This is a genomic window from Microlunatus parietis, from assembly GCF_013407955.1.
Lineage (GTDB): Bacteria > Actinomycetota > Actinomycetes > Propionibacteriales > Propionibacteriaceae > Microlunatus > Microlunatus parietis.
The window spans coordinates 5,861,776-5,886,035 of sequence record NZ_JACCBU010000001.1 but is presented as its reverse complement, the minus strand read 5'-3'; the positions used below and the strand labels follow the sequence as shown (position 1 = coordinate 5,886,035).

The 24,260-nt window shown below is 70.7% G+C and carries 24 protein-coding genes; 7 read left to right on the top strand and 17 right to left on the bottom strand.

All coding sequences use genetic code 11. From position 1 onward, the window contains the following. Positions 1-71 precede the first annotated feature (71 nt). A complete protein-coding gene (locus BKA15_RS28415; RefSeq protein WP_179756696.1) occupies positions 72-719 on the bottom strand; it encodes a GtrA family protein in 648 nt (215 codons plus the stop codon). Positions 720-801: 82 nt separating this feature from the next. Then, the gene (locus tag BKA15_RS28410; RefSeq protein ID WP_179756694.1) at positions 802-1,227 is read right to left on the bottom strand and encodes a winged helix-turn-helix transcriptional regulator; all 426 of its coding nucleotides are present in this window, start codon (positions 1,225-1,227) and stop codon (positions 802-804) included. A 94-nt stretch (positions 1,228-1,321) separates the two neighbouring features. On the opposite strand from BKA15_RS28410, the gene BKA15_RS28405 reads away from it, so the two are divergent. After that, positions 1,322-1,717, top strand: a complete 396-nt coding sequence (locus BKA15_RS28405) for a nuclear transport factor 2 family protein (protein ID WP_179756692.1) — start codon at positions 1,322-1,324, stop codon at positions 1,715-1,717. On the opposite strand, the gene BKA15_RS28400 is transcribed toward BKA15_RS28405, so the two are convergent. Together BKA15_RS28400 and BKA15_RS28395 are read right to left on the bottom strand one after the other, a co-directional pair. Next, positions 1,714-2,706, bottom strand: coding sequence for a DUF4037 domain-containing protein (locus BKA15_RS28400; protein ID WP_179756690.1), 993 nt, complete (start codon positions 2,704-2,706; stop codon positions 1,714-1,716). The two genes, BKA15_RS28405 and BKA15_RS28400, sit on opposite strands and share 4 nt — an antisense overlap. A 2-nt stretch (positions 2,707-2,708) precedes the next feature. Continuing rightward, positions 2,709-3,416 (bottom strand): ZIP family metal transporter, encoded by a 708-nt coding sequence (locus BKA15_RS28395; protein ID WP_179756688.1) that lies wholly within the window; start codon positions 3,414-3,416, stop codon positions 2,709-2,711. Between the two features lie 159 nt (positions 3,417-3,575). Here BKA15_RS28395 and BKA15_RS28390 point away from each other — a divergent pair, with 159 nt between their 5' ends. Continuing rightward, positions 3,576-6,401 carry an arabinosyltransferase domain-containing protein gene (locus BKA15_RS28390; protein WP_179756686.1) on the top strand — a complete coding sequence of 942 codons (2,826 nt, stop codon included), beginning with the start codon at positions 3,576-3,578 and terminating at the stop codon, positions 6,399-6,401. Here the strand turns inward: BKA15_RS28390 and BKA15_RS28385 are convergent. The 4 genes from BKA15_RS28385 to BKA15_RS28370 all read right to left on the bottom strand — a co-directional run bounded on the left by BKA15_RS28385 (position 6,391) and on the right by BKA15_RS28370 (position 10,465). Next, positions 6,391-7,518 (bottom strand): Gfo/Idh/MocA family oxidoreductase, encoded by a 1,128-nt coding sequence (locus BKA15_RS28385; protein ID WP_179756684.1) that lies wholly within the window; start codon positions 7,516-7,518, stop codon positions 6,391-6,393. The genes BKA15_RS28390 and BKA15_RS28385 overlap by 11 nt on opposite strands. Before the next feature lie 29 nt (positions 7,519-7,547). After that, positions 7,548-9,389 (bottom strand): LamG-like jellyroll fold domain-containing protein, encoded by a 1,842-nt coding sequence (locus tag BKA15_RS28380; RefSeq protein ID WP_179756682.1) that lies wholly within the window; start codon positions 9,387-9,389, stop codon positions 7,548-7,550. 78 nt (positions 9,390-9,467) lie between these two features. After that, positions 9,468-9,788, bottom strand: a complete 321-nt coding sequence (locus BKA15_RS28375) for a branched-chain amino acid transport AzlD family protein (protein WP_179756680.1) — start codon at positions 9,786-9,788, stop codon at positions 9,468-9,470. Then, entirely contained in the window at positions 9,785-10,465 is a 681-nt protein-coding gene (locus BKA15_RS28370; protein ID WP_179756678.1) for an AzlC family ABC transporter permease, read from the bottom strand. The genes BKA15_RS28375 and BKA15_RS28370 overlap by 4 nt, the downstream gene beginning before the upstream one ends. Before the next feature lie 75 nt (positions 10,466-10,540). Between BKA15_RS28370 and BKA15_RS28365 the strand changes: the two genes are divergently transcribed. Next, positions 10,541-11,119 carry a helix-turn-helix domain-containing protein gene (locus tag BKA15_RS28365; protein ID WP_179756676.1) on the top strand — a complete coding sequence of 193 codons (579 nt, stop codon included), beginning with the start codon at positions 10,541-10,543 and terminating at the stop codon, positions 11,117-11,119. 3 nt (positions 11,120-11,122) lie between these two features. On the opposite strand, the gene BKA15_RS28360 is transcribed toward BKA15_RS28365, so the two are convergent. The 3 genes from BKA15_RS28360 to BKA15_RS28350 are packed head-to-tail and all read right to left on the bottom strand — an operon-like array spanning position 11,123 to position 13,913. Beyond that, positions 11,123-11,908: an ABC transporter ATP-binding protein gene (locus tag BKA15_RS28360; RefSeq protein ID WP_179756674.1), complete on the bottom strand. Its 786-nt coding sequence runs from the start codon at positions 11,906-11,908 to the stop codon at positions 11,123-11,125. Then, positions 11,908-12,942: a FecCD family ABC transporter permease gene (locus BKA15_RS28355; protein ID WP_179756672.1), complete on the bottom strand. Its 1,035-nt coding sequence runs from the start codon at positions 12,940-12,942 to the stop codon at positions 11,908-11,910. Before BKA15_RS28355 ends, BKA15_RS28360 begins: the two co-directional genes overlap by 1 nt. Beyond that, positions 12,939-13,913: an ABC transporter substrate-binding protein gene (locus BKA15_RS28350; protein WP_179756670.1), complete on the bottom strand. Its 975-nt coding sequence runs from the start codon at positions 13,911-13,913 to the stop codon at positions 12,939-12,941. Before BKA15_RS28350 ends, BKA15_RS28355 begins: the two co-directional genes overlap by 4 nt. Positions 13,914-14,042: 129 nt before the next feature. Between BKA15_RS28350 and BKA15_RS28345 the strand changes: the two genes are divergently transcribed. From BKA15_RS28345 to BKA15_RS28335, 3 genes are all read left to right on the top strand, one after another. Beyond that, positions 14,043-15,617, top strand: coding sequence for an alkaline phosphatase D family protein (locus BKA15_RS28345; RefSeq protein ID WP_179756668.1), 1,575 nt, complete (start codon positions 14,043-14,045; stop codon positions 15,615-15,617). A 97-nt stretch (positions 15,618-15,714) separates the two neighbouring features. Continuing rightward, the gene (locus BKA15_RS28340; RefSeq protein ID WP_179756666.1) at positions 15,715-17,127 is read left to right on the top strand and encodes an erythromycin esterase family protein; all 1,413 of its coding nucleotides are present in this window, start codon (positions 15,715-15,717) and stop codon (positions 17,125-17,127) included. Positions 17,128-17,203: 76 nt separating this feature from the next. Then, positions 17,204-18,637 (top strand): hypothetical protein, encoded by a 1,434-nt coding sequence (locus tag BKA15_RS28335; protein ID WP_179756664.1) that lies wholly within the window; start codon positions 17,204-17,206, stop codon positions 18,635-18,637. Position 18,638: 1 nt separating this feature from the next. Here BKA15_RS28335 and mutM read toward each other — a convergent pair whose 3' ends face one another. Genes mutM through BKA15_RS28315 form a run of 4 tightly spaced genes read right to left on the bottom strand, consistent with a single transcriptional unit; the run spans position 18,639 to position 21,095 of the window. Continuing rightward, positions 18,639-19,499, bottom strand: a complete 861-nt coding sequence (gene mutM, locus BKA15_RS28330) for a bifunctional DNA-formamidopyrimidine glycosylase/DNA-(apurinic or apyrimidinic site) lyase (protein ID WP_179756662.1) — start codon at positions 19,497-19,499, stop codon at positions 18,639-18,641. Positions 19,500-19,523: 24 nt separating this feature from the next. Continuing rightward, on the bottom strand, positions 19,524-20,234 hold the full coding sequence (rnc, locus tag BKA15_RS28325; RefSeq protein ID WP_179756660.1) for a ribonuclease III: 711 nt from the start codon (positions 20,232-20,234) through the stop codon (positions 19,524-19,526). A gap of 59 nt (positions 20,235-20,293) precedes the next feature. Beyond that, on the bottom strand, positions 20,294-20,485 hold the full coding sequence (gene rpmF, locus BKA15_RS28320) for a 50S ribosomal protein L32 (protein ID WP_179756658.1): 192 nt from the start codon (positions 20,483-20,485) through the stop codon (positions 20,294-20,296). A gap of 37 nt (positions 20,486-20,522) precedes the next feature. Next, entirely contained in the window at positions 20,523-21,095 is a 573-nt protein-coding gene (locus BKA15_RS28315) for a YceD family protein (protein WP_179756656.1), read from the bottom strand. A gap of 360 nt (positions 21,096-21,455) precedes the next feature. On the opposite strand from BKA15_RS28315, the gene BKA15_RS28310 reads away from it, so the two are divergent. Further along, a complete protein-coding gene (locus tag BKA15_RS28310) occupies positions 21,456-22,373 on the top strand; it encodes a TerC/Alx family metal homeostasis membrane protein (protein WP_312879465.1) in 918 nt (305 codons plus the stop codon). Between the two features lie 167 nt (positions 22,374-22,540). Here the strand turns inward: BKA15_RS28310 and BKA15_RS28305 are convergent, their stop codons facing one another. Together BKA15_RS28305 and BKA15_RS28300 are read right to left on the bottom strand one after the other, a co-directional pair. Beyond that, entirely contained in the window at positions 22,541-23,746 is a 1,206-nt protein-coding gene (locus tag BKA15_RS28305; protein ID WP_179756654.1) for an MFS transporter, read from the bottom strand. A gap of 1 nt (position 23,747) precedes the next feature. After that, the gene (locus tag BKA15_RS28300) at positions 23,748-24,227 is read right to left on the bottom strand and encodes a nucleoside deaminase (RefSeq protein WP_179756652.1); all 480 of its coding nucleotides are present in this window, start codon (positions 24,225-24,227) and stop codon (positions 23,748-23,750) included. Between the last annotated feature and the right edge of the window lie 33 nt (positions 24,228-24,260).

The following is a 24,260-nucleotide window of genomic DNA, read 5'->3' as shown; positions in this document are numbered from 1 at the left end:
CTCGACAATCTCTTTCGGGGCCGGGGAAGCGTACTTCACACTAACCGAGGGATTCCGGTCAATCGGGGAGGTCAGCCCCGGACCCGCTCCCGCGCCCCGCCGGCCGGTTCGGGTTCGATTCGTTCCTGGTCCCGCGCGGCTCCGGCCTCCTCGGCCACCTCCGCGGCGACCTCGGCCTCGAAGCTGACATGGCTGCCGCGGCGGACGGCGGAGAAGGTCCACAGCTTGTTCAGGACGAACGAGATCGGCACCGTGAAGCCGATGGTGATCAGCTGGGCCCAGTAGTACTTGGTCCGGAAGCCGGTCGAGTTGTCGAGCAGGTCCGACGGCAGCGAGAACATCGAGCCCGGGTGCATCAGCAGGGTCAGGATGCCGAGGCCGATCAGCTGGGCCACCAGCCCGACCGCGAGGAACGGCCCGAACTCCCGCCACCAGCCGCTGTGCTTGGCGCTCCGGAACGTCCACAGCCGGTTCAGCTGGAAGTTCCACAGGTTGGCGATCAGGAAGGCGATCATCGAGTAGACGTGGTACCAGCGGACGTTGAAGTCGGTCAGCGGCAGATCGATCGCGACCGCGTCGAAATGGGGCCCGGCCCGCTTCAGCAGCACGACGCTGATCAGGTTCACCAGCACGCCGGACGCGCCGACCAGCCCGAACCGGATCAACAGGAGCCAGTTGTGGCGGTGGCGCACGAAGAGGAAGTGCCGGAGTCTTTCCACGATCGGACGATGCTACCGCCCCACCCTGTGCGCGACGCCAATCGACGGCTCAGCCCGCGAGCGCGAGGCGACGGGGGCCGGCTCAGCGATCGCCGGTCTGCGATCGCCGCCGGCTCCGCTTGGCGGGCAGCAGGACCTGGTCGTCCAGCTGCCGATCGAACGTCTCGCGCGCCTGCAGGACCTGCTCGATGTGCTGCTCGGCCCACCGGCCCAGTGCGCCCAACGGTTCGTGCAGGGTCCGGCCCAGATCGGTGAGTTCGTACTCGACCCGGGGCGGCATCTCGTTGTACGCGATCCGCTCCACGATCCCGTCGCGTTCAAGATCACGCAGGGTGTCGGCGAGCACCTTGCCGCTGATGCCCTGCACCGTGTCGCGGAGCTCTCCGAACCTGAGCGGTCCGTCGCTGAGCGCGATCACGATCATGGCCGTCCACTTGTTCGCGATCTTCGCCAGCGAGGTCCGCGACGGACACGTTGCCACCAGGACGTCCCAGGCCGGTGTCGCCATCTGGATCCCATTCCCCTCTTTAGTTACGTTGAAGTAACAGGTAACCGTTCGTAACTATAGGGGTCGATTCGATCACAGATTCCGAGGAGAACCGATGTCCGAACAGCAGCCGGCCGCCGTGGCCGCGACCTACTTCGATGCGCTGGCCCAGGGCGACGTGCCGGGTGCGATGGCGCTGCTGGCGCCGGAGGTGGTGTGGCACCAGCCGGGCGCCAACCAGTTCAGCGGCGACCATGTCGGCGTTGACGGGGTCGGGCGACTCCTCGGCGGGATGATGGAAGCGAGCCAGGGCACGTTCCAGTTGCAGGTCACCGGCACTGCCATGATCAACGGCGAACTGGTCGCCGTACCGGTGCGGTTCAGCGGCAGCCGTGACGGCGCGACCATGGACATGAGTGGCGTCGACCTGCTGACCATCCGCGGCGGCAAGATCGCCAAGGTCCACCTGTTCTCCGAGGACGGCGCCGCCGAGGATGCCTTCTGGGGCTAATCCAGCAGGGGGCCGAGGTCGGGGCGGCCGGGCAGGACGTCGCGGACCCGGTCGATGCCGCCGGCGGGCCAGCGGTCGACGAGGCGCCGGACCTCCGGATCCCGGATCTCGGCCTGCAGGGCGGCCTGGAAGTCGCCCCAGAGGACGCGGAACGGGCGGTCCCAGAGGCGCACGATCTCGGTCGGTACGGGTTCGGTGAGGCCGAGCGCGTTCTGCCGGGCGGCGACGTGCCGGTAGGCGGCGATCAGCGCCTCCTCGCGATCTAGCCAGGACGTCGCCCGGAGCACGGCCGTGAGCAGCGGCTGCAGGATCTCGGCTCCGGGCAGCCGGGCGAAGGCGGTGCCGAACCATTTCGGGTACGGGGCGTAGCGACGCTCGATCAGGAAGCAGAGCTGGATCAGGCCGCGGACCAGGTCGGCGCCGATCAGGGCCGAGCCGAGCTCGTCGCCGACCTGCCCGGTGCGGCCGACCAGGTTGGCCTCCGGGTGCACCCGCCACCAGGCCGTCGACAGCAGATACAGCCAGACGTCGTGCGGGTAGTAGGCGAACCGGTCCCGCACCTGCTGCAGCCCGGCCTCGTCGTGGAACACCGCGCCGGCGGTGATCATCAGCAGCCGCTGCTCGGACAGGCCCAGCCAGTCCCGGACCGTCGGTTCCTGATCTTGGTCGACGCCGAGCTGGCCGCGGACGTAGTCGCGCAACGGCTGCACCCGGTGGTCGGTCGGAAATCCTTCGAACCGGTCCGGAACCGCCCGCCGGACCGTCGCCGCCACCGGCTCGACCGGCTGGCCGTCGCGGACGAAGATCAACACCCGGGGTTGTCGATCATGGTCCGCCGACAGCGGATCGTCGTAGCCGAGCACCTCCGAGCCGCGGCCGAGCAGGGCGGCACTGTAGGCCAGGTCCGGGTGATCATCGGCCAGGGCGGGGCCGACGATCTCCGTGAAGAGGCGGCGGCTCAGCTCCCGGCCGGAGACGTACGGTTCCATGATCAGACGAGGTTGGACAGGGCCGCGGCGACGGCGAAGCCGATCACGGTGACCAGCCCGGCCCGGCTGCCCGCCTTCTCGGTGGCCTCGGGGATCATCGAGTCGACCAGCATCACCAGCAGCGCACCGGCCGCGAACCCGTCGATGCCCGCCTTGATCTCCGGCCCGGCGACGCTGGCGAGCCCGTACCCGCCGAGGGTGGCCAGCATGCAGGCCACGGCGACCACGCACCACAGCCCGAGCACGGCGCGCGGCGACTTGCCGGCCGACCGCAGGTCGCTGGCCGAACCGATTCCCTCGGGCAGATTCGAGATGAAGATCGCGACCAGCAGCGCGACGCTGACTCCCTCGCCGGCGGCCAGCCCGATCCCGAGCACGGCCTGCTCGGGGATCCCGTCCAGCAGCGAGCCGAGTGCCAGCGGCAGGCCGCCGGCCCCACCGCCGGACCGGCCGCCGATCTTGTTCACCGCCGCGTTCGCAGCGAAGAACGCCAACGCCCCGGCGGCCAGCCCGATCGCGACCGGGATCGGCCCGGCGATGGTCAGGCCCTCCTGGGCCAGCTCGAAGGCGACGCTGGAGATCAACGCGCCGGCGCCGAACGCGAGGACGCCACCGACCAGTCCCGCGTGCCATTTCCTGATCATGCCGAGCACGGCCCCGATCACCAGCGAACTCGCCGCTACCGCGCCCCAACCCAACGCTGCCAGCATGTGATCACGCTACTGGGCCCGTCCGGCAGGAACGACGCATCAAGGTAGATCGGAGCTACGTAGAGGGGATCTACCTCGACGCGGCGAAATCGGGCATTCGTCACCGACAGGTCAGTCCGGAGTCGCCGGCCGGACACCTTCGGCCCGCAGATTGCCCGGGTGTCGCGCGTTCCCCTGCGGGCGGTGACGATCGCTGCGGCCGTGGTCGCCGGCCTCGGCAGCCTGTTGTACGTCCTCGCACCCGTGATCGAGCAGACCGCCCGGTACGACTGGACCAGCTCGCCCGAGCAGCGTTCGGTCGCGCTGCCGCTCAGCCCGCCGCGGCCCGCCGAGTTGTCGATCATGCTGCCCTGCGCCGCGTTGGCCGCTCCGGGCACATCCACGGCGCCGCTGGTCGGCACGGTCAACGCCGCGCAGGGTGATCACCGGATTCCGGGAACGGCCGGCGCGGACCGGTTGGCGCGGGACGCGCTGCGGATCGGCTGGACGGACGGGCGGCTGGTGATCACCTCCGCCGGCGGCCGGGTGGCGAGCCTCGTGCCCGGCCAACTGCGGGACTGCTCGACGCTGACCGTACGGCTGCGGCCGGCGGGCTCGGCGATCCTGCTCGACGACCGGCCCGTGATCACCGACCCGAAGGACCGGCGCCCGGTGCTGACCGGACTGTTCACCGACCCGGCCGCCGGGCCGGTCCGGTTCACCGTCGTCGCGGACACCCAGTTCAGCTCGACGCCGTCCGCGTTCAAGATCATCATCGGGGTACTGGCCGCGGCCGCCCTGGCCTTGGCGTTCGCCGGGCTGCGGCGCGCCGATCCCGTTCGGCGCCGGACACCGGTCCGGTTCCGGCCGGGACCGGCCGACGCAGCGGTCGCCGTGATCATGATCGGCTGGGCCATGATCGGTTCCGGCACCGACGACGACGGGTTCATCGCCCAGATCGCCCGGACCGGCCAGGTCGACGGCTACTACGGCAACTACGTCCGCTGGTACAACACCCCGGAAGCTCCGTTCGGCTGGTACTACGCCGTGATCGACCTGTTCGGCCGGGTCGGCTGGGAGCCGCTCTGGCTGCGGCTGCTGCCGCTGCTGCTCGGCCTGGCCGGCTGGCTGGTGCTGCGGCATCTCCTGCTGCCGCGGCTGATCGCGCGGCCCTCGCCGTGGGTGGTCGCCGGGCTGGCCGCCGGGATGCTGCTGCCGTGGCTCGTCTACGGGAACTCGCTCCGGCCCGAGCCGTGGTTCGCGCTCGGGTTGATCATCGTCCTCTGGCTGGTCGACGTCGGCCGGACCGAGCGCCGCGCCGTGCCGATCGCGGCCGCCGCGGCGGTCGCCGGACTGACCACGGGGGTCGGGCCCACCGGGCTGGTGGCGTTCGCGCCGCTCCTGGCCGCGCTGCCGTCGCTGATCAAGATCATCGGACGCCGGCAGCGGGCGCTCGGTGCGACCGCGGTCTGGCTCACCGTGCTGGCCGCCGCCGGGATCGCGCTGCTGCCGATGTTCGCCGACCAGACCCTCGGTTCGACGCTGGCCAGCATCGCGGCCCGCAATCACGACGGCCCGAGCTACGCCTGGTACGACGACTGGCTGCGCTACGCCCAACTGCTGGAGTCGTCGTTCCCGCGCAACATCACGGTGTGGCCGGCCCTGGCCGTGGCGATCTTCGTCGCGGCCGGCTGGCGCCGCTTCGCACCCGTGCCCGGGCTGCGGACCCGGCTGGCCGGGCTGCTGCTGGGGTCGTACTTCCTGTTCTTCCCGATCTTGATGTTCAGCCCGACGAAGCTCTACCACCACTTCGGCGCGCTGACCATGATCACCGGGCTGGTGATCGCGGTCGCCGTGCAGATGCTGAGCCGATCCGCGGTGCCGGCCGCCGCGCTGGCCGGGCTCACCGCGGGTCTCGCCGTCGCGGCCGGGCTGTCGCTGCGGCAGAGCAACGCCTGGTGGGAGGTCGCCCGGCTCGGCGTCTGGTCCGACGACGGCCCGATCCACCTGGGCCGGGTCGAACTGGCCACGCCGGTCATGATCATCGGCCTGGCCGCCGCCTTGGTGATCTTCGTCGCCGGCCGGACCCGGATCGGCCGCTGGACCCCGAGAATTCTGGCCCGGGTGCTGGTCGCCGGGCTGGCGCTGACGGTGCTGGTCGAGCCGTTGGCGCTGGCCAAGGCGGCGCTCGCCCGGCCCGGCCGGTACACGGGGGCCGCCGCGTCGGCCGCGACGCTCACCGGCAACCGGTGTGCCCTGGAGAGGTCGCTTCGGGCCGAGCCGGATCCCGCGAACGGCGTCCTCGGCGCGATCCGGCCGGGGCACGACTTCCCCGGCCGCAACGGCGACGGGGTGCCGGTCCGGACCATGATCACGGAGGGCCGCTTCAGCAGCGGCTGGTACGCGATCCCGCCGGAGTCGATCGAGGGCGGCCAGGTCGTGGTCCGGGTCGGCACACCGGCGAAGGGCGACCGGGTCTGGCTGGAGACCGATCACGACCGCAAGGTGCTGCTCAACCGGGACGGCCGCTCCGGTGACCTGGCGGTCAGCCTGGCCCGGCACGGCGGCGCGACCCGGGTCCGGGTGGTCGCCGAGACCCGGCCGGGCTCCCGGTTGTCGGTGACCGCGCCCCGGATCCCGCGGACCGTTCCGCTGGCCGAGCTGGTCGGCGACCGGCCGGTATACCTGGGCTGGCGGATCGCCTTCTACGCCAGCTGCCTGCGGCCCGCATCGCTCGCCGCCGGCCGCGCCGAACTGCCGGCGTACGCGTTCGGCCGCAAGCCGATCGAGCACCTGGCCCGGATGGGCTCGCCGTTCGCCGGCGTACCCGATCTGGCGGGTTTCCGGTGGATCCCGCTCTATCCGGCGACGCCGGACGACGCATTCCGGCGGCTCGGCTACGGCCTCTACCGGGTGGTGCCGGCGGGGATCGAGCCGGCTCCGGCGCCGACCCGGGGCGAGGCCTGGCGCTGGGGCTGGACCAGCACGCCGGCGATCACCCGCTGACCCGATAGTCCGGTACGGAGACCTCGGCGCCGCCGGCCAGCGCCGAGGCGTGGGCACAGATGCCCGGTGCGGTGAACTCGGCGGCCCGCCGGGCGTCGATCCGGGCCGGCCGCCCCTCGACGATGCTGGCCACGAATTCGTGCACCAGGTGCGGATGCGAGCCGCCGTGGCCGCCGTCGGTGAACGGCCGCAGCGGTTCCGGCAGGAGTTCGGGGGCGCCTGGTGGCCGTACGTCCACCACCGAGACCGGCCGGCCGCGCTGCCCGGCCGCGGCCGGCTCCATCGCGAACCGCTTCATCGGACCGCCCTCCAGCTGCGGCCATTCGAGCGCGCCCTGGTCGCCGTACACCGAGAAGCCCTCCAGGTAGGACCGCCCCAGCTGGAAGAACGACATCGTGATGTTGGCGACCAGCGCGTCGGCGGCCGGCGACCCGTCCCGCGGCACCAGCGAGAACAGGGCGGCCTCGGTGCCGAAGCCCTCCCCCGCGACGCCGACCCGGTCCGGCGTGAGCCGGGACGAGCCGAGACAGCGGACGGTGTCGACCCGGGCGTCGGCGAGCGCGAGGGCGGGCGACAGGGCGTGGGTGACGTAGTGCATCGGCGGGTAGCCGAGCCAGTAGGGCGGGTAGCCGTCGAGGTTCTGCAGGTGCTCGCCGCGGAAGTAGCTGAGCCGCCCCAACGCGCCGGAATCCCTGAGCTGCAAGGCTTGGAAGAACTCGCGCGAATAGACGGCGGTCTCCATCATGAAATAGTTCCGCCCGCTGCGCGCCTCCGCCGCGATCAGCCGGTCAAGATCATCCAGCGTGGTCGCCATCGGCACCGCACTCGCGCAGTGCCGCCCGGAGTCCAAGATCAACTCCACCTGATCCGCGTGCAATGCGACCGGCGTCAGCAGGTGCACCGCGTCCCAGCCGTCCGCTGCCAGCGCGTCCTCCAGACCGGCGAAACGATCATGAACTCCGAGCCGGTCCCCGACCTCGGCCAGCCGCGCGGGATCGCTGTCCGCGACCGCCACCCGACCGACCGAGGGATGCGCCTGATAGATCGGTACGAAAGCCGCGCCGAACCCCAGGCCCACCACGATCACGTCCACCGTCGACTGCCCACGCGAAGCCATTCGCCAACCCTGCCATCCGGGCGCCGGGATCAGCCGGACGGGTCCTCCACGACGTGCAGGAACTGGCTCGGCCGCAGCGGCCGGTTCACGATCCGGGTGTCGCCGATCCAGCCGTAGTAGCCCTGCCCGTACGCACCGGCGAACTGGGTGCCACCGATCGCGAACGGCTTGCCGAGCGTCGAGATCCCGTTCGACTCCTCGCTCGCGTTCCGGGCGATCGGCGAGCCATCGACGTAGACCGTCGTCTGCCGGCCGTCGTTCACCACCGCGAGATGGGTCCACCGGCCGACCGGCAGCGCGTGGCTCCACGAGGTCGGGTCGGCGTCGCCCGGGACCGGGTAGACGACGAACTGGAGGAACCGTTCCGGCGACAGGTTGAGGCTGCAGGTCGGCTCGTCGTCGGACCAGCCGCTGTGCTTGCCGGCGTCGCCCGCGCGCCCCTCCCAACTCAGGATGCCCATCCAGGCGTGATCGCCCTCGAACGGCTCGGGCAGCTTGATGAACGTCTCGATCGTGTAGCCGTCCCGGAACTTCAGGCTGTTCAGCGGCGCCGTCGCACCGGTCCGGAGCACCGCGCCGCGGTCCGGGTCCTTGCCGCCGCCGAAGCGCAGGCTGGCGTGTGCCGGCTGGGCGTCGTGGTGAGCGGACGACCGGCGCAGGGCGTCCGGGCCGCTGGAGTGCAGCCGTTCGACGGTGAGGTCGTTGCCGGAGCCGGTCAGGTCGCGGGCGACGACCCCGTCGGCGACCGTGGACCCGTCGCCGCCGGAGCCGGTCAGGCCTGCCGCGTCGAAGCGCCAGTAGGCGACGGTCCCGCGCGGCATGACGGCGCTCGCCGGTCGCGGGTCCGGCAGCTTCGGCGGGGCGAAACCGGCGAACCGAGACCGGAAGTCGACGTCGACGTTGAACCGGTCGACGCCGCCGGTGAGCTCCGCGGTCTCGACCTCGAGCGGAGCGGGCGTGCGCCGCCCCATCAGCCACGGCGAGAACGTCGTGACGTCGATCGTGTCGCGCGCCAGGTCGAAGGTGTAGCAGCGGACCATGCCGGCGCCGCCGTAGTAACGATCTTGGTAGTTCGTGATGTGCAGGTGCACCGGATTGCCGTGGTCGTTGGTCATCGTGACCCGCCCGGGCGGCCAGTAGTGTCCGCCGATGGCGAGGAAGATCTGGTCGTTGCCCTTGATCAGCCGGTCCCACAACCGCTCCCCGTACTCGGAGAGCTGGGCCTTGCCGTCGTCGTCGGCCCAGGCGATCTCGTGCGTCGTCAAGATCACCGGCAACGCGGGATGCCGGTCCAGCACTCCCTGCGCCCAGGCCAGCCCGGCGTCGGAGATGCGCCAGTCGAGGGCCAGGACGAGCCACTCGCGGCCACCGGCCGTGAAGGTGTGGAAGCTGTTGTAGCCGTCCTTCGAGGAGCCGCCGTACGTCTTCGACCGCCGGAACCGCTGCGGCCCGAACGTCTGCAGGTACGGAGTGTCGCCGCGCTGGTCGTCCGAGTTGCCGGGGACGTCGTGGTTGCCGGCCAGCACGCTGTACGGCAGCTTGCCGTCGATCGCCTGGAACACGGCGTCGGCCTGCCGCAGTTCCGCCTCGGTGCCGTGCTCGGTGACGTCGCCGAGATGGGCCAGGAACACCAGGTCGGATCGTCGGTGCTCGCCGACCAGGTGGCGCAGCGTCGCGGCGACCGGCTCGGAGTCCGAGCCGCCTTCGTCGAACAGGTACTGGGTGTCGGGCAGGACCGCGACCGTGAAGCGCGAGGTCGAGGACTTGGCCGGCTTGGCGGTGTCGGCCCGGGCGGCCGGCACCTCCGCGGCGGCGACGACGGCGGGGGCAACGATGGCGGCCTGCAGCAGGCGGCGACGAGCAACGGTCACCCGGGCAGTGTGCGGGCGCGGGCTGGCGCCGCGGTGATCTTCGGGGGAACGGACGATGGCCGGTCGGCGGCAAGACGTTCAGGGAAGGCCGAGCAACCGCAGGCCGGCGGCGACGGCGGCCGCGGCGGTCACGGTGATCACGAACGGCGCCCGGCGCCAGGCCAGCACGCCGGCGACCAGGACGCCGGCCGGGCGGGCGACCCCGGCGAACTGCTGGGCCTCGGTCGTCGCCGTGGTGGCCACGACGGCGAGCAGCAGCACGATGGTCGAGGTGTCGATCAGTTCCTGGACCCGCTCGGACAGGTCGATCCGGTGGGCCAGCAGGGGGCCGGTCAGCCGGAAGGCGTACGTGCCGAGGGCGAGGCAGAGCGCGCCGATGATCACGACCAGCGGGTTCATCGCGAGGTCCGTACGCCGGGCAGGGCGGCCAGCAGCCCGACCAGGGCCAGCAGCACCGGCAGCCCGGGCGGCAGGAACGGCGTGGTGACCAGGGCGATCACGCACCCGACGGCGGCGGCCCGGCGCACCCGGCCGGACTTCCGCAGGGCCGGCAGGGCGACGGCGAGCAGGACGGCGGGGAACATCGCGTCCAGGCCGAGCTGGGCCGGGTCGGCGACCAGGCCACCGAGCAGCCCGCCCAGGATCGCGCCGCCGGGCCAGCAGAGCAGCACGCCGAACCCGCACAGCCAGAACGCGGCCCGCCGCCGGTCCGGATCGGTCTGCCCGAGCGCCAGCGCGACCGACTCGTCGTTCATCAGGTGACTGCCGAGCAGCCGGCGCCAGCCGGTGCCCACCACGTCGGCGACGGCCAGCCCGAACGGCAGGTGCCGGGCGTTGACCAGCAGTCCGGCCAGGACGGCGGCGACCGGACCGCCGCCGGCGGCGAGGATTCCGACGAACAGGAATTCCGCCGAGCCGGCCAGCACGGTGACCGAGAGCAACGCCGGCACCCAGAGCGGGAAGCCGGAGCCGACCGCGATCGCGCCGTACGAGACGGCGACCAAAGCCACCGCCGCACTGACCACCGCGACGTCCCGGACCATCCCCCGATCCGCCGTTCGCCATATCGAACGCATGTAGCCTATGGTGAACGTATTCAAGGCGTTCGTCAAACCGAACGACCGTACGATGAGCCGACCGATAGGAGAACCATGGCCGAGGAGCGGTCCGAGCGAAGCCGCGCCCCGCTGGACGTGATCGCGGCGGCTCTGCGGGCCGAGCGGCGCCGGACCGGGTTGTCGCTGGGCGAGGTCGCCCGGCGGGCCGGGATCGCCAAGTCGACCCTGTCCCAGCTCGAGTCCGGCTCCGGTAACCCGAGCGTGGAGACTCTTTGGGCGTTGAGTACGGCACTCGACGTGCCGATCTCCCAACTGGTCCAGCCGACCCGGCCGCCGACCACCCTGATCCGGGCCGGCGAAGGCCCGGCGGTCGCCTCCGACCGGGCCGACTATGTCGCGACGCTGCTCTCGTCCAGCCCGCCGTCGGCCCGCCGCGACATCTTCCTGGTCACCGCCCAGCCGGGCAGCGCCCGCGACTCCGACCCGCACCTGCCCGGCATTGTCGAGCACGTGATCATGGGCGCCGGCCGGGCCGAGGTCGGGCCGGCCGACGACCCGGTCGAGCTCGGTCCCGGCGACTACCTCAGCTACCCCGGCGACGTCGCCCACGTCTTCCGGGCCCTCGAGCCGGGCACCACCGCCGTGTTGATTTCCGAGCACACCCGGGCCTGATGATCAAGGTCGGGCCGGCGCCAGCCCGTCCAGTTCCAGGCGGTACGAGCCGCCGGCGCCGCGGTCCAGCCGGCCCCGTACCCCGAACACCTGATCAAGGACCTCCGGCCGCAGCGCCTCGCCCGCGGCACCCTCGGCGATCACCCGGCCGTCGTCGATGATCACCACCCGGTCGGCATAGTTGGCCGCCTGCTGAAGATCATGAACGGTCATCAGGATCGCCAGGCCCTGACTCCGGGCCAGCTCCCGGCACAGTTCGAGAACGGTCAGCTGGTAGCGCAGGTCGAGGTGATTGGTCGGCTCGTCGAGCAACAGCACCCGCGGGTCACTGGCCAGTGCCCGGGCGATCGAGACCCGCTGCCGCTCGCCACCGGACAGCCGGCTGAGATCGCGCTCCGCCAGGTCGGCCAGCCCAACGGTGGTCAGACACTCGGCGACCCGCCGCTGGTCAACCGCAGTCAGCACCTGGTGCAGCCGGAGCCGCGGCACCCGGCCGGCGGTCACCGACTCCCGGACCGTCATGCCCGGCAGCGATTCGGGCTCCTGGACGCTCGCGGTCAGCAGCTGGGACAACCGGCGCCGGGACAGCGTCCGGAGCTCGCGGCCGTCGATCATGATCTTGCCGCCGTCGACCGGGACCTGGCGGTAGCAGCAGCGCAGCGTGGTCGTCTTGCCGCTGCCGTTCGGGCCGACCAGCGCGACCACCTCGCCCGCGGCGACGGTCAGGCTGACCCCGTCCAGGATGCGCCGGCCGCGCAGCGTGACACCCACTCGATCGAGTTCGAGCATCACAGGATCCGTTCCCGGAACTGGCGGTAGAGCAGCACGACGAAGATCGGTGCGCCGATCGCCGAGGTCACCACGCCGACCGGGACCTCCCGCCCGTCGAGCAGCACCCGGGCCAGCAGTTCGGCTCCGACCAGGGCCAGCGCACCGAGCAGGGCCGAGGCCGGCAGCAGCCTCCGGCCGGTGACGCCGACCAGGAACGACGCCACGTGCGGCACCAGCAGTCCGATGAACCCGATCGGGCCGGCCACGCTCACCGAGACGGCCGCCAGCACCGAGACCGCGAGCAGCGTCAGCGCCCGGAACCGCGGCACGTTCATCCCGAGCGCGGCCGCCGCCTCGTCGCCCGCGTGCAGCAGGTCGAGCCGACGCCCGGCCATGATCACTCCAATCCCGAGCAGGAGCAGGATGATCACCGGCAGCATGATCATCGACCAGTCGGTGGCGCCGAAACCGCCGGCCGTCCAGCGCACCACCGCGGTCACCTGGCGCTCGTCGGCGATCACCATCAGCACGAACGTGACGCCGGCCGAGAAGAACTGGGCCATGGCGACCCCCATCAAGATCAGCGCGACCGTGTTGCGGGAGCGGCTCGCCACCAGCAGGCAGGCGCCGATCGGGATCAGGGTGCCGAGGAACGCCGCGACGGGCATCGCCCAGGGGCCGAGCGCGGCACCGATCCCGAAGACGATCACCAGCATCACGCCGAAGCTGGCGCCGGACGAGACCCCGAGCAGGTACGGATCCGCGAGCGGATTCCGGGTGACGCGCTGCGCCAGCGCCCCGGCCAGGCCGAGCATCGCCCCCACCACGGCCGCCATCAGGGTGCGCGGCAGCCTCGAATCGAGGACGATCCGTTCCCGGGTCTCGCGCCACCACGGCTGTTCCGGGATGCCGACCAGCTGGTGGCCGACGATCGCCCAGACGTCGGAGGGCGGCAGGTCGGCGGACCCGATCGAGACGCCGGCGACGACCAGGAACGCGAGCAGCACCGCACCGGTGCCGTAGAACGGGACCAGCGCGACCCGACGGATCACCGCGGCTGCTTCCCATGGACGGCCTCGGCGAGATACTCCACCGTGCGCGGGATGCGGACGCCCTCGAACGTGTCGTACAGGCCGAGCGTGACATAGCGGCGCTGCCGGACGGCCGGGGTCGAGGCCATCAGCGGATTCGCCTCCAGGATCTTGATCTTGTCCGCGACCGTGCCCGAGTACGGGTAGTCGAGGATCACGATCACCTCCGGCTGCTGGTCGGCGACCTGCTCCCAGCTGGCCGTGATGAACGGCCGCTCGCCGCCGCTGATCACGCTCGGTGCCTTCGCCTGGTCGGCGATGAAGCTGAGCACGCCGGGCCCGCCCGGGGTGTACGGGCCGTCGGTCCCGCTGTCGTAGTAGAACGTGCGCAGCGGCCGTACCCCGTCGAGCACGGACCGGGACCGGTCCAGCCGCTCGCGCAGGTCAGCGATCAACGCCTCGGCCCGGTCCGGCGTGCCGAGGATCGCGCCAAGATCACGAAGATCCTTCTCCAGCGTCTCGAACCCGGCGAACCCGCCCGCGCAGTACTCGGTGAAGCCGAACGTGTTGATGCCGTAACCGAGCAACTGGTCGCGGCTGCGCCCCTCGTCCTCGTCGAACAGGTCCCAGCCGGCGACGACCAGCTCGGGCCCGAGATCGGCGATCCTCTCGCCGCTGAGATTGGCCTTGCCGAGCACCTCGAGCCGGTCGAAGTCCGCGGCCGCCTCCGGCACCGGGCGCGGATCGTCGGTCTCGGTCTGGCGGCCGATCAGCCGGTCACCGGCGCCGAGCATGATCATCGTCTCGACCGCGGTGACGTTCATGGCCAAGATCGACTTCGGCGGTTCCGGGTACGTCGTCGTCACTCCGCAGTTCTCCACGGTCACCGACCCGGCAGCCGACGGCCGGCTCGCCGGCGCGGCCGGCGCGGCACACCCGGCGACGATCACCACCAACGCCAACACCATGATCAACAACCGCTGTCGCGCCATGCGGACTCCCCTTCGAACGGACGTGTGCAGCGCGACTCTACAACATGTAGAACCATGGTTTGTCGAGGACCCCGGCCAGTTTCGGACGGGCCATTGACCACATATGGCCGCGCCGGATTTGATTCCTGCATGAACCCGCGATCAGATCGACGACGATTCCTCGCCCTCGGCACCGGCAGCGCGCTCGCCGCCGCCGTCGGCGTCCACCTGGCCGATCCCGGCCGCGCCTGGGCCAAGCCGCAGTTTCCCGACGACCCGTTCCGGCTGGGCGTCGGGTCCGGCGAACCGTACCCCGACGGCGTGGTGCTGTGGACCCGGCTCGCCCTCGACCCGGTCAGCCCGGACGGCACCGGCGGGATGCCGGACCGGGTGATCCCGGTCGAATGGCAGGTCGCCGAGGATGATCGGTTCCGGCGGGTGGTCGCCCGCGGCACTGCGAAGGCCTCGCCCGCGCTCAATCACTCCGTGCACGTCGAGGTGACCGGGCTCCGGGCGCACCGCCGCTACTGGTACCGGTTCCGGACCGGCGGCTACACCAGTCCGGTCGGCCGGACCCGGACCGCGCCGGACCCGAAGGCGGCGGTCAACCGGCTCGACTTCGCGTTCGCCAGTTGCCAGAACTACTACGAGGGCTACTACACCGCCTTCTCCCACCTGGCCGCGGAGGACCTCGACTTCGTCGTCCACCTCGGCGACTACATCTACGAGGGCGGCGGCCAGGGCACCATCGGCCGTGGCCATCTGCCGGCGGTCGAGACGTTCTCGCTGGCCGACTACCGGATCCGGTTCGGGCAGTACAAGGCCGACCCGGAACTGCAACTCGCGCACGCCGCCTTCCCGTGGCTGGTCACCGTCGATGATCATGACGTCGAGAACAACTGGGCCGGCAGCCACTCGCAGCCGGACACCGAGCCGGACCAGGATCCGGCGATCTTCCTGAAGCGCCGCGCCGACGCGTTCCAGGCGTTCTACGAGAACCAGCCGTTGCGGCTGGAGTCCAAGCCCGACGGTCCCGACATGAAGCTGTTCCGGCGGCGGCCGTTCGGCCGGCTGGCCTCGCTGCACATGGTGGACACCCGGCAGTTCCGGGACGTCCAGCCGACCGCGCAGGACGATCGGCACGATCCGGAGCGGACGATGCTCGGCGCCCGGCAGGAGCGTTGGCTGGTCGACGGCCTGGACCGGTCCCGGACCACCTGGAACATCGTCGGCAACCAGGTCTTCATGTTCCAGGCCGATCACACCGAGGGCCCGGACACTCGGTACGGACTCGACCCGTGGGACGGCTACACCGCGGCCCGGCAGCGGCTGTTCAACGCCGTCGCCGACCGGGGCGTGGACAACTTCGTCGTGCTCACCGGCGACGCCCACCGCGGCACGGCGGCGGACCTCAAGCTGGACTTCGACGACCCGTCGTCGCGGACGATCGGTACGGAGTTCCTCGGCTCGTCGATCACCTCCGGCCGGGACGGCGCGGCGATGGACAACCTCGGCCGGATCTGGCTGGCCGAGAACCCGCACCTGAAGTTCCACAACGCCCAGCGCGGGTACGTCAGCTGTTCGGTGACCCCGGACGCCTGGCAAACCGACTACAAGGTGGTCCCCTACGTGACCCGGCCGGGCGCACCGCTCGAGCTGGCCGGCCGGATCCACGTCGAGGCAGGAAAGGCGGGCATCGCCGGCGTCGAGACCGCCACCGACTGATGATCCTTGTCACGGTCGGTGTCCGCCGCGGCTACGTAGCGTGACGTAGCCGGAATCGGCTCCGGCACCGATGTGCCGGAGCCGGTGACGGACCAGGATGGCCCTTGTCGCCATCACCGAGGGGGAGCCACCGACCATGATCATCAACAAGAGCACGGACCGGACCAAGATCAGCCGACGCAGCCTGCTCGCCGCGGGGGCGGGCGCGACGATCGCCGCCGCGGTGCCGGGCGCCGCGTTCGCCGAACCACGGACGGTCGGCGACCCGGTGCAACGGTGGATCCGGGACCAGGCGGTCTCGTTGCGCACCGTCGACCCTTCGGCGCCGCTGGATGACCTTCGCCTGCTGCCCCGGCTGACCCGTGGCGCGACCCTGGTCGGGCTCGGCGAGCACGGCCACAATTTCGCCGAGGTCACCACACTGAAGCACCGGGTGCTGCGGCAACTGGTCGAGCGGCAGGGCTTCCGTACCCTGTTCTGGGAGGAGGACTGGTCGCTCTGCCTGTTGATCGACCGTCACCTGAGCACCGGCGCCGGCGACCTGATCGCCCTGGTCAACCAGATGAGCCCGGCCTGGCGGAACCAGCAGGTCGTCGACCTGCTGCGGTGGCTGCGCCGGCACAACCTCCGGCAGCGGAATGATCAGGTACGGTTCGTCGGCGCCGAGCATTACGCGACGCTGCCGTTCGTCTACACCGAGCTGAAGGCCTACCTGGCGAAGGTCGCGCCCGAGCACCGGGCCGAGGTCGCCGAGTTGATCAAGTACCTGATCCCCGACTGCAGCAAGACCGACGACCCCGACTGCAACTCGATCGGCGGGTACGCCCGTTGGTACTTCCTGAAGGTCCAGGACAAGGAGCCGTTCCTGACCCGGGCCGCCCGGCTGCGCGAGATCGTCGACGCCCTGCCCTGCCGCCCCGGTGATCTTCGGCGCGAGCTGGCCGGCCAGGCGGCCCGTCAGATCCAGAAGTTCTACCTGCACTACAGTTTCCCGCCGCCGGAGATCCCGAGCTTCCGTGACGCCGGCGCGGCCGGGACGATCCGCTGGTGGCACGACCTGACCCGGACCAAGGCGGTCTACTGGGCCGCGACCTCGCACACCTCCCGGGCCGCGAGGGTGTCCATCACCGGTGGCTATCCGGTGACGTTCGCTCCGGTCGGTTCCCACCTCGCCGGCTGGTACGGCGAGCGCTATCGGGTGATCGGCTTCGGGTTCCACCACGGCACGTACCGGACCGAGACCGGCGCAGTCGTCGACGTGCCGGTGCCGAAGCCGGACTGGTACGAGCACACGTTCACCGGTCTTGATCATGATCAGTCCGTGCTCGACCTGAGCGGCCGGGTCCCGAACGAGGTCCGGGAATGGCTCGCCGCCCCGTTCCTGGCCCGCGGCTACCCGGACGAGGGCTACGACTCCGAGGGCAGCGGCGGCACGCTCGCCGACTGGTTCGACGTGATCATCCACCGCCGCGAGGTCGCCCCCACGGACCTGATCAGGGCGGATACCTGATCCTGCATGGGCCCATCAGGATCCTGAGCCGCCGTCGCTGACCGCACTGCGCCGTCCCTCGCTACGGTCGTTGCCCATGCCGCCGCACAGCACCATCACGTTCGACCGGGCCACCGTCGGCGGCGTCGCCGTCGCCGGAGCCCTGCTCGCCGGGACGATCGGGATCGCCGTCTGGTGCTTTCTCGACCAGGACGTGATCCCGATGGTGGGCTGGCTGATCGCGGCCGGCGTGCTGATCGTGATCATGGTCCGGACCGTGGTCGCCGATCCGGCCCGTCCGGCCTTCGTCCGCGGGGTCACCGCGGTCACGGTGCTGGGCGTGCTGGCCGGGATCGTCGCCGCGGTCGCCGTACCGCTGAGGCTTCGCCAGGTCGAGTACGGCGGGACCGGGGTCATCTGGCAGGCCGACCCGGCGGTCACCGGCGACGGTCTGCGGCCGGTCGGGGTGATCGGCGAAGCTGCCGTTCTCAAGAACACCGAGCGCGCCGTCTTCCTCGCGCTGGCCGACGGCCGGTTCCTCGGCGAGGTGGCGCTGCGTGGCGGTGACCGATTGACGATCGCGGGTGACCACGTCCTGGTCTCGGACGACGAGAGGTCCCAACTGTACGACGCCACCGGCCGGCCGCTCTGGCCGACCGAGGTCGCCGGGGCCATGCCGCTGGCCGCGTCCGGGGATGTCACGGTGCTGCACCAGACCTGCAACGAGGTCTCGAGCTGCGCCGTGGGCTACGACCTCACCGGCAGTAAGGTCTGGCAGGCGGAGAATCCACAACGGTTGCTCGATCATCGATCGCGGCGCCTGCCCGAGCACGTGCTGGTGCGGAAGCACGCTCACTGGCAGGTCCTCGATCCGGCCGGCGGTCGCGTGATCGAGACCGTCGACGCAGAGCTCGCCCTGGCGACCGATACCGCGATCGTGGCGATCGACGTGGACGAGAACGGAGGCCTCTGCGACATCCGCATCGGCCGGCAGCAGATCGACCGCAGCACGGCCTGCGACTTCCAAGCCGTCCGCGACCTGGGAGACGGGGTGCTGGCGGTCGACAGTGCGGAGCCCGGCATCGGGATCGCACCCACCGAACCCCCCGAGGAACCGACCCAGTTCGACAGCGCGACCGTCGACGGAGATCCCGGCGACACCGCCGTCGGACGCTACGGCTGGGCGCAGCTGAGCGGCAGAACGCTGGAGTTCAACGACTGGGGTCCCAGCCTGGCTCACCGGACGGTGCGAGAACTGCCGATCGAACTGAACGACGGGGCCCCGGCCGGGGTCCTCGTCGAAGCCGGCGCGGCGATCGTCGAAGGCACGGCCGAACCACGGCTGGGCGAGGTTCGTCCCAACCGGCAGGTGATCATCTTCGACTTCGCCAGCGGTGCTGAGACCGGTCGGATCCGGCTGCCGCACGGCGGATCGTGGCTGTCCCGCGACGATGTCCTGACCACCGGGCCGGGGCAGGTGCTGATCAGCACGAACGGACAGCCGCCGATGCTGATCGGCCGCCGGACCTGAGTCAGGACGCCCTGATGATCATCCGCGGCGCCGGCTGGCAGCGCGGGCAGCGGAACGAGGAGCGGTTCATGAACGGCTCTCGCTTGATCGGTCGCCCGCAGCGCAGGCAGGGCAGGCCCTCGCGTCCGTACACGGCGAGCGCCCGCTCGAAGTAGCCGCTGCTGCCGTTCACGTTGACGTACAGGGAATCGAAGGACGTGCCGCCCTCGCCGAGGGCCTCCCGCATCACCGCGGTCGCCTCCATGATCACGCCGACCGCTGCCTTCCGGGTCAGCCGGTCGGCGGGCTTGGCGTAGTGCAGCCGGCTCCGCCAGAGCGCTTCGTCGGCATAGATGTTGCCGATGCCGGAGATCAACTCCTGATCGAGCAGCGCCCGCTTCACCCCGCTGCGCTTGCGGCGCAGCCGGGCCACGGTCTGATCAAGATCGAATTCGGGATCGAACGGGTCCCGCGCGATGTGCGCCACCTCGGCCGGCAGCTCGGCGCCGTCCGGCGACAGGCTGAGGCCGCCGAACATCCGCTGGTCGACGAACCGCAGCTCCGGCCCGCCGTCGGCGAAGACGAACCTGATCCTGGTGTTCGGCGGGTCCGGCAGCGTCGCCTCGTCGGAGCGGAACTGGCCACTCATCCCGAGATGGGCCAGCAGCGCGTCGCCGTCCTCGAACGGCAACCACAGATACTTGCCGCGTCGGCGCGGCTCGGCGAACCGGCGACCGGTCAGTTGGGCGGCGAAGTCGGCCGGGCCGGCCAGATGCCGACGGACCGGCCGGTCGTGCAGCACGTCGACCCGCGTGATCGTACGACCTCGTACGGCGGTGGACAGGCCGCGCCGGACGACCTCGACCTCGGGAAGCTCGGGCATCGGACGTGGAGCCTGGCGCCGGACTCAGTCGGCGGCGACGACCCCGCCGACCCCGTCGGTCGACGGCGCCGACTCGGCCTGGGTCAGTTTCAGCCGGGAGGTGACGGCCTCGAACGCGACCGAGGCCGCGTTCTGCTCGGCCTCCTTCTTGTTCCGGCCGGCGCCAGGCCCGAACCGCTCCTCGCCGAGCACCACCCGGGCCTCGAACGACTTCGCGTGGTCCGGCCCGGACTCGCTGATCTCGTAGCTGGGCACGCCGAGGTTCGACAGCGACGCGATCTCCTGCAGGCTGGTCTTCCAGTCCAGCCCGGCACCGCGGGTCGCCGCCTCGGCCATCAGGTCGTCGAACAGGTGGTGGATGAACCGCGCCGCGGCCTCGATGCCATGGCCCAGGAAGACGGCGCCGATCACGGCCTCCATCGTGTCGGCCAGGATGGAGGACTTGTCCCGGCCGCCGGTCGACTCCTCGCCGCGGCCCAGGTAGACGGCCGAGCCGAGGTCGAGTTCGCGGGCGATCTCGGCCAGCGTCGTGGCCCGGACGACCGCCGAGCGCAGCTTCGCCAGCTGACCCTCGGACTGTTCCGGGTGGGTCAGGTAGAGATGCTCGGTGACGACCAGGCTGAGCACGGCGTCGCCGAGGAACTCCAGCCGCTCGTTGGTCGGCAGCCCGCCCTTCTCGTACGCGTACGAGCGGTGGGTGAGGGCAAGGTCGAGCAACTCGGGATGCACCGGCATCCCGAGCTGGTCAAGAAGCTCCCGGACAGGTCGTTGGTCGGGGGCCGCCGCTGACTCGGTCAGGACGCGAGCACCTGACGACGGGCCGAACGCGGTCCGTACTGACCGCAGGCCGGGCAGGCCACGTGCGGCAGGTGCTTCTCGCGGCAGGCCGGGTTCGCACAGGTCACCAGGGTCGGCAGCTTGGCCTTCCACTGGGACCGGCGGTGCCGGGTGTTGCTGCGGGACATTCTCCGCTTCGGAACGGCCACGAATCTTCTCCTTGCCCTTGGCCCGGACGCTTCCGGGTCAGTTGTCCTTGCTCTGCTCCTGCTCGTCCGACTCGAGTGCGAGCCCTGCGATCGCTGCCCACCTGGGGTCCACGGGCGCTTCGTGCCCGTGGTCCGGGTCGTCGTTGAGGTTGGCGCCACAGGTGGCGCACAACCCCTCGCAGTCGTCTCGGCACAGCGGCCGGTACGGCAGGTCGAGCACCACCTGGTCCCGGAGAATCGGCTCCAGGTCGAGCAGGTCGCCCTGAAGCCGGCTGGCTTCGTCGGCCTCCGCGTCGCTGCCGGGATACACGTACAGCTCCTGGAGATCGACGGTCAGGTCTCGACTGACCTCGCCCAGGCACCGAACGCACTCCCCGTGCAGCTGGACCACCGCGGTTCCGGTGACCAGCACTCCTTCGACGACCGATTCCAGACGTACGTCCAGCTCGACCTCAGACTCGGGTGGCACTCCGATCACGGCAAGGCCAAGACCCGTCGGGGCCGGGACGGTCGTCTGCACGTGGCGGCTCGCCCCCGGCCGGCGTCCCAGCTCGTGGGTGTCCAGCACTAGTTCGGACCGCGGATCCAGCCCGTGTTGCGCCGAATCCATGCAGAATTCCTTCCCAACTCAGACGGCCCCAGGCAGAGCTGTGACCGACCAGACACCTTACCTGCTCTGTCCGCAATTCCGGTAATCGCCGAGTCGCGGTGCGACCGGCCCGTCGACACACCCTAGACTGTGCCTCCTGAAGGGGAGTATCCCAGTTTCGTCGCGATCGTCATGACGGGTTCCGCCGCCGCAACCCCGGTCGCGACCGCGGGCCCGCCGGAGACATCCGGGCGGGGGCCGCGCGGGAGAGACGTTCGGGTCCGTACCGTCCACCCGAAAGGTTCCTGTGGAGCTCACCATCCCGCTCTGGTTCGAGATCGGCACCTACGTCGTCCTGGCGCTGATCCTCACTTCGACATCGTGCTGGCGTTCCGGCGCCCGCACATCCCGTCCACCCGGGAGTCGGCGCTGTGGATCGGCTTCTACGTCCTCCTCGCGCTGGTCTTCGCCGGCGCCCTGCTGCTGCTCGGGGACGCCGAGCACGCCGGCCAGTTCGTCGCCGGCTGGCTGACCGAGTACAGCCTCTCGATCGACAACCTGTTCGTGTTCCTGATCATCATGGCGCGGTTCGCGGTGCCGAGGACGTACCAGCAGGAACTGCTGATGATCGGCATCATCCTGGCGCTCGTCTTCCGCGGCGTCTTCATCCTGCTCGGTGCCACGCTCATCTCGAACTTCAGCTGGATCTTCTACGTGTTCGGCCTGTTCCTGATCTACACGGCGATCAACCAGGCGGTCGCCAAGCACGACGACGAGTCCGAGAACCCCTTGATCAGGATCCTGCGCCGGCGGATCCCGATCACCGACCAGTACGACGGCGCCCGGCTCAAGACCACGGTCCGGGGACGCCGCATGTTCACGCCGGTGATCATCGTCCTGATCGCGCTCGGCACCACCGACCTCGTCTTCGCGGTCGACTCGATCCCGGCGATCTTCGGCATCACCACCGAGCCGTTCCTGGTCTTCACCGCCAACGTGTTCGCCCTGATGGGCTTGCGGCAGCTGTACTTCCTGCTCGGCGATCTGGTCGAGAAGCTCGTCTTCCTGAAGTACGGGATCGCCGCCATCCTCGGCTTCATCGGGGTGAAGCTGTTCTTCCACGCCCTGCACGAGAACGAACTGCCCTTCATCAACGGCGGCCAGCACGTCGCCTGGGCCCCCGAGATCGGCACCTTCGTCTCGCTCGGCGTGATCGTCGGCGCGATGGCCGTCGCCGTGATCGCGAGCCTGATCAAGCTCCGGCTCGACGCACGCAAGGAGAGCAACGCCCTCCGCTGACCCGGCGGGCGCACTCCGCCGCCAAATGGACCCCAGAGCAACTCCGATCGCCGACCGGCCCTTCCCCCTCATCGGGGTACTTCCGGCCGCGATGTCGCGGCTCGACATTCCCCACTCTGGTCGGCGACGACAATCTCGGCACGCACTGATACTCGCCACGTCACAGGTCATAGGCGTGGGCGCAGGGCCCACCAGCCGATCGAGGCGGCCGCGAGGAGCAGTGGAACGCCCAGCAGGAAGGGCAGGTGGAGACCGAACTGCTGGGCGACGACTCCGCCGAGCAGGGCACCGAGGATCGAGGCTGCGGTGATCACGGTTCCGTTGATGCTGCTGACGCGCCCCAACAGCTCGAGGGGTGTCCGCCGCTGGATCAACGTACGCGCCGCGACATTCCAGACGGCGAAGACCGCGCTGCTGGTGGCCAGCACGATCGCGGTGACGGCCACGCGGCTGGTGACTCCGAGGGCGAGTTGCCCGGCCGCCGCGACGAGCAGGCTGCCGACGATGGTCCATCGCAGCCCGACGGCGCGCCCGATCCGGGCGGCGACCAGTCCCCCGGCCAGGCCGCCGACGGCGCCGACCGCCAACATGATCCCGAACCAGAGATCGGGCAGGCCGACAACCTCACGGAGATAGAGCACGAGCAGGGTGAACCAGGCGCTGTCGGTCATCGCCAGGGCGACACTGGTCGCAGGGACGGCCAGCACCTCGCGTCGCTTGATCAGCCAACCGAGCCCGGTTCGCAGATCCATGATCACGTTCGACACCGGGGTTCCGGCGCCGACAGTTGATCTTGACTGCACCAGGGCCGGAATCGAGGCCACCAAGGCCGCGGCGATCGCCATCGTTCCACCGTTGACGGCGAACGGCAGGGCGATCGCGACGCCGAACAGGTAGGCACCCAGCGGGGGCCCGACGAACTCGTTGCCCGCGATCTCGGCCGTGACCATGCGGCCGTTGGCCCGGTCGAGTTGATCTTTGCCGACGATCGACGGCAGTAGCGTGCCGGCCGACGTGTCGCGCAACACCGACGCCAGACCGGACGCGAAGACCACGACGTAGACCGCCCAGATCGTGGCGTGGCCGGTCGCGATCATGGCCACGAGCCCAATGAGCAGTGCGGTGCGGACGATGTCCATCACCAGGACCAGGACGCGTCGATTGACCCGGTCGGCGACGACTCCGGCCAGCAGGCCGAACAGCAGACCTGGCAGCTGCCCGGCGACCGCGACGCCGGTCACCAGGACCGGACTGGAGGTCAGGCTCGCCGCGAGCAGCGGAAAGGCCGCGGCGCGGATCCCGTCGCCGAGGTTCGACAGGGCCGTGGCGGACCACAATCTGGCATAGACCGGCCCCAGCGGCACCGCGGACACGTCAGCTCCGGAATCGGCGCGCGTAGAGCTCTTTCAGCTCGGACTCGAAGCGCGGCGCGGGGCCGTCGACCACGAGGTACGGGGCGACGGCGTTGACCGGGAGCGGCGCGACCGGTCCGGCCGGCAGGCCCCACTCGGCTCGCCAGCGGGTCAGTTGGGCCGACGATGCGGCGTAGACGATTCGGCCCAGGCCGACCCAGGCGTGCGCGGCGGCACACATCGGGCAGTGCTCGCCGGAGGTGTAGACCGTCGCTGCGGCCCGTTGCCCGGGGTGGAGGTTGGCGGCCGCCCACTGGGCCGCCGCCAGCTCCGGGTGCCGGGTCTGATCGCCGCCCTGCACCTCGTTGTGCCCCTCGAAGAGCACGGTGTCGTCGCGGTCGACGAGGACGGACCCGAACGGCTCGTCGCCCCCGTCCAGCGCGGTGCGAGCGAGGGCGACACACCGCTCGAGATACCCGAGATCTGCATCGGAAACGGCCATGCCGGAAGTCTAGTGAACCGGCCTGACTATTGA